The 7453-nt window shown below is 68.3% G+C and carries 7 protein-coding genes; 2 read left to right on the top strand and 5 right to left on the bottom strand.

What is annotated here, in order from left to right; all coding sequences use genetic code 11:
* Window positions 1-631: SDR family oxidoreductase (locus LPZ50_RS19005; RefSeq protein WP_230663692.1), on the top strand; the 631-nt coding region annotated here is incomplete at its 5' end.
* A 68-nt stretch (window positions 632-699) separates the two neighbouring features.
* A complete protein-coding gene (locus LPZ50_RS19000) occupies window positions 700-2136 on the top strand; it encodes an aldehyde dehydrogenase family protein (protein ID WP_230663689.1) in 1437 nt (478 codons plus the stop codon).
* A 31-nt stretch (window positions 2137-2167) separates the two neighbouring features.
* Here LPZ50_RS19000 and LPZ50_RS18995 read toward each other — a convergent pair whose 3' ends face one another.
* The 5 genes from LPZ50_RS18995 to LPZ50_RS18975 all read right to left on the bottom strand — a co-directional run.
* Window positions 2168-3091, bottom strand: coding sequence for a LysR family transcriptional regulator (locus LPZ50_RS18995; protein ID WP_230663686.1), 924 nt, complete (start codon window positions 3089-3091; stop codon window positions 2168-2170).
* 63 nt (window positions 3092-3154) lie between these two features.
* Window positions 3155-3949, bottom strand: a complete 795-nt coding sequence (locus tag LPZ50_RS18990; RefSeq protein WP_230663683.1) for an enoyl-CoA hydratase — start codon at window positions 3947-3949, stop codon at window positions 3155-3157.
* A 7-nt stretch (window positions 3950-3956) separates the two neighbouring features.
* Window positions 3957-4925, bottom strand: coding sequence for a Bug family tripartite tricarboxylate transporter substrate binding protein (locus tag LPZ50_RS18985; protein ID WP_230663680.1), 969 nt, complete (start codon window positions 4923-4925; stop codon window positions 3957-3959).
* Window positions 4926-5014: 89 nt separating this feature from the next.
* Window positions 5015-6184, bottom strand: coding sequence for a CaiB/BaiF CoA transferase family protein (locus LPZ50_RS18980; protein WP_230663677.1), 1170 nt, complete (start codon window positions 6182-6184; stop codon window positions 5015-5017).
* A gap of 128 nt (window positions 6185-6312) precedes the next feature.
* Window positions 6313-7453: thiamine pyrophosphate-dependent enzyme (locus LPZ50_RS18975; protein ID WP_230663674.1), on the bottom strand; the 1141-nt coding region annotated here is incomplete at its 5' end.

Genomic DNA, 7453 nt, shown 5'->3' with positions numbered 1-7453 from the left:
CGTGCAGGCCGCCGTTGACGAACTGCGCGGCCAGGGCCTGGCGGCCTCGGCACTGCCCTTCGACGTCGGCGACGACGCGGCGATGGCGCGCGCCTTCGCGCAAATCGACGCCGACCACGGCCGCCTGGACATCCTGGTGAACAACGTGGGCGCCCGCAACCGCAAGACGCTGCAGGCCATTACGGCGGCGGAGATCCGCGAACTGATCGATACCGACCTGGTCGCGGGGCTGCTGCTGGCCAAGCACGCCGCCGAGCGCATGATGCGCCAGCGCGCCGGACGGCTGATCGCCATTACGTCAGTGGTAGGCGAGCTGGCGCGCCGCGGCGACGCCGTATACCCCGCCGCCAAGCAGGGGCTGACCGGCATGATGCGCGCGCTGGCCGCCGAATTCGGCCCCCACGGCATCACCAGCAACGCCATCGCGCCAGGCACCTTCGCTACCGAAACCAACGCCGCCATGGTGGCCAACCCCGCCGTGCACGACCCGCTGGCCGCCCGCAACCCCATGGGCCGCTGGGGCGATCCCGAAGAAATTGCCGGCGCCGCAGTGTTCCTGGCATCGCCGGCCGCCTCGTACGTCAATGGCCAGGTGCTGGCCGTGGACGGAGGCCTGTCCATTTTGTTCTAGCCTGGCAACGGGCCCGCTGCCGGGCAGCATCGCCGGCACCCTTGCAACGACACTAGAGGTTCATAGGCATGAAGCAGCATTTCATCGACAACCGCCCCGTGGCGGGATCGTCTGGCGAATCCATCCCGGTCATCGATCCGTCCACCGGCCAGCCCTTCGACAGCATCGCGCGCGGCAATGCCGCGGACATCGACCTGGCGGTGCAGGCCGCGCGCCGCGCCTACGACGAAGGCGCCTGGGGCAAGCTGACCGCGGCCGAACGCGGCCGCCTGATGCTGAAGCTGTCGGTGAAGATCCTGGACCACGCCGACGAACTGACCGACATCGAATCGCGCGACTGCGGCAAGCCCACCAAACAGGCGCGTGCCGATGTCACCGCCGTGGCGCGCTATTTCGAATACTACGGCGGCGCGGCCGACAAGCTGCATGGCGAAACCCTGCCTTACCAGAACGGCTACACCGTGCTGACCTGGCGCGAGCCGCATGGCGTCACCGGGCACGTGGTGCCCTGGAACTACCCGTTGCAGATCTTCGGCCGCAGTGTCGGGGGCGCCCTGGCGGCGGGTAATGCCTGCGTGGTGAAACCCGCCGAAGATGCCTGCCTGTCGCTGCTGCGCCTGGCCGAATTGGCGGCCGACGTGGGCTTTCCGCCCGGGGCCATCAATATCGTCACCGGCTACGGCCATGAAGCGGGCGACGCCTTGACGCGCCATCCCGGCATCGACCACATTTCCTTCACCGGGTCGCCGCGCATCGGCGTGCTGGTCACTCAGGTGGCGGCCGAGCGCCACGTACCGGTCACGCTCGAACTGGGTGGCAAGTCGCCGCAGATCGTGTTCGGCGATGCCGACCTGGACGCGCTGGTGCCGGTGGCCGTGAACGCCATCGTGCAGAACGCGGGGCAAACGTGTTCAGCCGGCAGCCGCCTGCTGGTCGAGCGCAGCGCCTACGACCGCGTGCTGGAACGCCTGTCGCAAGCCTTCGCGGCCCTGCGCGCCGGCCCCGCCACCATGGACCTGGACTGCGGCCCGCTGATCCGCAAGACTCAGCAAGAGCGCGTGCAGGGCTTCCTGGAAACCGCCGCCCAGGACGGCATTGCCACTGCCGCGCAAGGCCGGGTGGCCGACGGCGCGCCCGCGGAAGGCTACTACCAGGCGCCGACGCTGCTGCGCGACGTTCCGGTGGGCCATCGCCTGGCCCAGGAAGAAGTGTTCGGACCCGTGCTGGCCGCCATGCCCTTCGACGACGAGGCCGATGCGGTGCGCATCGCCAACGCCACCGAGTACGGGCTGGCCGCCAGCGTCTGGACGCGCGACGGCGCGCGCCAGTTGCGCATCGCGCGCAAGGTGCGCAGCGGCCAGGTGTTCATCAACAACTATGGCGCGGGCGGCGGCATCGAACTGCCGTTCGGCGGCGTCAAGGCCAGCGGCCACGGCCGCGAGAAAGGCTTCGAGGCGCTGTACGGCTTCACCGTACTGAAGACCGTGTCGATCAAGCACGACTGAGCGACTGAACCCAAGGGCGGGCGCGCCCCGCCTACTGCCAGCTTTTGCCGGTGCGGGCCGCCACCACCTGCGGGTCGTGCAGCAGCACCTCGGCAAAGCGGCGCGCCAAGCCGGCGGGCTCGGCGTCCTGGCGCGTCAGCAGGTGCAGGTCGCGCAGGGCCCAGCTGTCCAGCAGCGGAACGGCCACCAGGGCCCCTTCCCGCACCAGCGGCTGGGCCACGCTGGCGGGCACCAGCGCCACCCCCACGCCGGCGCGCACCAGGTACAGTACCGAGCTGAAATCGTGGGCGTGCACGCGCACGCTGACGGTCTTGCCCAGGCGTTGCGCCTGGCCCTGCACGAAATGGAAGTTACTGCTGGCGCGGTCCATGCAGACCTGTCCATGCGACAGCACGTCCGCGAAAGCGATGCGGGGCCGCTGCGCCAGGGCATGGTCGGGGGCGGCCGCGCACACCAGGCGGTCGATGGCATACAGCTCGCAGCGCAGATCAGGCGCATCCACCTTGCCGGCGCAGATGCCGATGTCGGCTTCGCCGCGCAGGATCTTGCCGCCGATGGACTCGCTGTCCTGTTCCTGCAGATCGACGTCGATGTGGGCATTGGACGCCAGGAACCGGGCCAGGCTGGGAATGATGAACCCATTGAGCGAACTGCTGTTCGCCAGCAGGCGTACGCTGCCCTTCAGGTTGCGGGCATAGGCGCTGACCTCGGCCTGCATGGCCAGCAGATTCGCCAGCAGGATATCCACATGGCGCGCCAGCGCTTCACCGGCCGGCGTCAGGCTCATGCCCCGGGCGGAACGCACGAACAGCGGGCTGCCGGCCGCGTATTCCAGGTTCTTGAGGCGGTAGCTGGCCGAAGGCGCCGTCATGTACATGGCCGCGGCGCCAGCGGACAGATTGCCCGCCTGCACAATGGCCTTGAACAGGCGCAGGTCTTTCAGCTCGTAGGACATGGATGGAAGCCTCCTGTGCGATCGCCGCCGGGCAGGGCGGCGGGCCGGCGCCGCCCGTCCCCGTCAGCCGCCCGCCTTGCGCGCCTTCTCGTCCAGGAAAGCCCGCATGTAGCGGCCGGGCTCGCCCGTATCGAACGCGGCGCCGAACTCCAGTACGCCGTTGCGCAGCGAGGTTTCCAGGGGCTCGTCTTCCCATTCGCGCAGCAGCCGTTTCTGCTGGGCCAGCGCATGCTGGCCCAGCCCGGCAAGCATACTCGCAACGCGGTCGACCTCGGTGTCGAGTTCCGCCGCGGGCACGACGCGGTCCAGCAGGCCCCACGACGCGGCCTGCTGCGCATCGGCCACCTCGCCGGTCAGCAGCATCCAGTTGGAACGCGCCTTGCCGATCAGGCGCGGCAGCAGCGCCGCGTGAATGATCGACGGCACGCCGACCTTCACTTCGGGCATGCCCATGTGCGCCTGGTCGGACGCGATGCGCAGGTCGCAGGACAGCGCCAGCTCCATGCCGCCGCCCAGGCACCAGCCCGGAATGCGGGCGATCACGGGCACGGCCAGCAGGCGCACACCGTCGCACAGCTGACGCAGCCGGTCGATGTAGGCAATGGCCGAGGCCTGCTCGAAGTAGGCCATCTCCTTGATGTCCGATCCCGCGACAAACGCCTTGTCTTGCTGGCCGCGCAGCACCAGCACCTTGACGTCGTCGCGCCGGTCGATGTGCGCCAGCATGCCGATCAGGTCTTCCACCACGGCCGCGCTCAGGATGTTCAGCTTGCCGGCATCGCGGATTTCCAGCGTGCCCACGCCGTCGTCGCGCAAAGTGAAGCCGGCGTGCGTGTAATGAGGAATATCAGTCGCCATGGGAGTCCTAGAGTTTCTCGAAACCGATGTCGTTAACGACCTTCTGCCACACGGTGTTGGACCGCTTGATCATGGCCGCGAACTCGTCACGGGTGGTGTAGTTTGGCACGGCGCCCAGGCGCTTGATGTCTTCCATCACCTTCGGGTCGGCCAGCGCCTGCTTGACGGCCTGGTTCAGCTTGTCCAGCACCGCGCCAGGCGTGCCGGCGGGTGCCGCCAGGCCGAACCACGACGGCGTGTTCAGTTCCGGATAGCCCGCTTCCGCATAAGTGGGCACGTCGGGCAGGCTTTCCACCCGCTGCGGCGAAGCCACCGCCAGCGCGCGCAGGGTTCCGGAAGCCAGGTGTCCGGCCGAGGAGGGCAGGTTGTCGAACACCACCTGCACCTGGCTGCCCATCAGCCCCACCAGCGCCGGGCCCAGGCCTTTGTAGGGCACGTGCAGCATCTGGGTATCGGTGGTGCTGAGGAACAGCTCGCCGAACAAATGGCTGTAGCCGCCGCTGCCCGACGAGCCGAACGAAAAGCGGTCCGGGTTGGCCTTCAAGGCCTGCACCAGTTGATCGAACGACTTGATATCGGAATCGCCGCGCACGTCCAGCACGCCCAGCACATTGGCCAGATTGCTGATGGGCGCGAAATCCGCGATGGGGTCGTACGGCGGCTTGGCGTGCACGCTGGGGTTGACCGCATGCGAGCTTTCCACCGCCATCACCAGCGTGTAGCCGTCGGGCTGCTCGCGCGCGGCATATCCGCTGCCCACCGCGCCGCCCGCTCCCGGCTTGTTCACCACCACCACGGTTTGCGCCAGCGCCTCGCCCAGCTTGGGCGCCACCACGCGCGCCATCAGGTCGGTGGTGCCGCCCGGCGCATAAGGCACGACCAGGGTGATGCTGCGGTCGGGATACGCCGCCTGCGCCACGCTACCCGCCGCCGCCAGCGCCAGCGCCGGGGCGGCGCGCCAAAGTGTTCTCTTCATGTGTGTCTCCTGTGTGAGTGATGGAAATCGAAGGCCTAGCCGTGCCATCGCGCGGGCCCGTGCCAGGCCTTCTTTAATGCGGGCAGGCGCTAGGCCTTGCCCAGTATTTCGTGTGTGTGTTCGCCGGCCAGCGGCGGCGGCCGCAAGGGCGCGGCGGGCTCGCCGGCCAGCATGGGGTTGCGCACCAGCGGCACGTCGCCGAAACGTTCGTGCCGCGCATGCTGCAGCAGGCCGCGATGGCGCACTTGCTCATCGGCGAACACGTCGTCCAGGTCATTGACGGGCCCCCACGCAATGCCGGCCTGTTCCAGGCCCGCCGTCCAGTGGCCGCGGTCTTGCCTGGCGATGATGTCCGACAGTATCTGGCGCAGGGCGGGCAGGTTCTGCACGCGCGCCGCGTTGGTCGCGTAGCGTTCCTGCTGCGCCAATTCGGGCACGCCGCACAGCGCGCAAAGCTTGGCGAACTGGTTGTCATTGCCCACGGCCAGGATGAAGAATCCATCGCGCGCGCGGAACACCTCGTATGGCGCCAGATTGGGATGGGCATTGCCGCTGCGCTGGGGAGAATGCCCGGACACCAGGTAATTGGCCGCCTGGTTGGCGTTGATGGCCACCGCCACATCCAGCAGCGCGATGTCCAGGTAGGAGCCCTGGCCGGTGCGCGCGCGCTGCATCAGGGCCGCCAGGATGGCCGACGTGGCATACATGCCCGTCGATATGTCCACCACCGGAATACCCGCGCGCAGCGGCCCGCCGCCCGGTTCGCCATCCGGCACGCCGGTATGGCTCATCAGGCCGCCCATGCCCTGGAAAATGTAGTCGTAGCCCGGCTGCCGCGCCTTCGGGCCGCTTTGCCCGTACCCCGTGATGGACACATACACCAGCTCCGGCCGCAACGCTTTCAGGCTGTCGTAGTCCAGGCCATAGCGCTTCAGCGTGCCGCTTTTGTAGTTTTCCACCAGCACGTCGGCGCCAAGCACCAGCTCGCGCAGCGCCTGCTGCCCCTCGGGCAGCGAAAAATCCAGGCAGATCGACCGCTTGTTGCGGTTGCAGCAGGTAAAGTAGGCCGACAGGGTGTCCTGGCCATCGCGCGACTGCAGATAAGGCGGCCCCCACTTGCGCGTGTCGTCGCCTTGGCCGGGGCGCTCTACCTTGATAACGTCCGCCCCCAGGTCGGCAAGGTTCTGGGTGCACCAGGGGCCGGCCAGGATCCGGGAAAGGTCCAGCACACGAATATTGTCCAGCGCCCGGCTCAGCACGTTGTCTCCTCATCACGGTCGATTTGTGATGGGGAGTCTAGGAAGCGCCCCGCGGGGCGTCCAGTTCAAATGTTCTAAGGCGCTGTTCGAAACCGTCTAAATCGCTGGAAAAACAAGGGCCCGGCCCGCTAGGCTGTGTCGTCCTCGTACCAGACGCCTTCGGCCAGCATCATCCGGTGGTGCCCTTCGCCGGCCGGCATCATGGGGAAGCAGTTTTCCTGAGCCGCCACGGCCACGTCCAGGAAGTATGGCCCCGGATGCGCCAGGCACTGCGCCAGCGCCTCGTCCAGCCTGGCCGGGTCGTCCACCCGCGCCGCGCCCCAGCCGAACGCCTTGGCCAGCGCCACGAAGTCGGGCAGCGACGCGTTATAGCTGTGGCTGTAGCGCCCACCGTGTATCAGTTCCTGCCATTGCCTCACCATGCCCATATAGCCGTTATTGCACAGCACCACCTTGACAGGGGTTTCGTGCTGCATGGCGGTGGACAGTTCCTGGATGTTCATCAGCACCGACGCATCGCCGCTGACGCACACCACGGTCTTGTCCGGGTGAGCCACTTGCGCGCCGATGGCGGCGGGCACCCCGTAGCCCATGGTGCCCGCCCCGCCCGACGTCAGCCAGCGGTTGGGCCGCTCGAAACGCAGGTACTGCGCCGCCCACATCTGGTGCTGCCCCACGTCGGTGGACACGATGGCATCGCGGCCCGCCAGCGCGGCGTTCAGCCGCTGCATCAGTTGCTGCGGCAGGATGGCGTCTTCGGCGGGCGGGCAGGCCAGGCAATCCCTGGCGCGCCAGCCTTCCACGCGGCGCCACCAGTCGACCAGCCGCGCCGGCGGCAGCGGCTGCTTGCCCAGGGCGTCGCGCAGGGCGTCGATCAAGGGCAGGCAATCGCCCACCAGCGCCACGTCCACCCGCACCACTTTGTTGATCGAGGCCGGGTCGATGTCGATGTGGATCTTGCGCGCATGCGGACAGAATTCGGCCAGCTTGCCGGTGATGCGGTCATCGAAGCGCGCGCCGATACACACCACCAGGTCGGCGTGGTGCATGGCCATGTTCGCTTCCAGCGTGCCGTGCATACCCAGCATGCCCACGAACTGCGGATCCGACGCGGGAAACGCGCCCAGCCCCATCAGCGTCAGCGTGCAGGGCGCGCCCGTGTGGCGCACCAGTTCGGTGAAGGCCTGGCAGGCCTGCGGGCCGGAATTCACCAGGCCGCCGCCGCCGTAAAACACCGGGCGGCGCGCCTGCGCGATCAGCCCGGCGGCG

The organism is Bordetella petrii, assembly GCF_020991325.1.
GTDB lineage: Bacteria > Pseudomonadota > Gammaproteobacteria > Burkholderiales > Burkholderiaceae_B > Bordetella_A > Bordetella_A petrii_E.
The sequence above is the reverse complement of the archived record's forward strand: the minus strand, read 5'-3'. Positions and strand labels throughout refer to the sequence as shown.

Bases quoted from the DNA above. Each gene is read 5' to 3' on its own strand.
- LPZ50_RS19000 (WP_230663689.1), top strand. From the start codon at position 700: ATGAAGCAGCATTTCATCGACAACCGCCCCGTGGCGGGATCGTCTGGC.
- LPZ50_RS18995 (WP_230663686.1), bottom strand. From the start codon at position 3,091: ATGTCCTACGAGCTGAAAGACCTGCGCCTGTTCAAGGCCATTGTGCAG.
- LPZ50_RS18990 (WP_230663683.1), bottom strand. From the start codon at position 3,949: ATGGCGACTGATATTCCTCATTACACGCACGCCGGCTTCACTTTGCGC.
- LPZ50_RS18985 (WP_230663680.1), bottom strand. From the start codon at position 4,925: ATGAAGAGAACACTTTGGCGCGCCGCCCCGGCGCTGGCGCTGGCGGCG.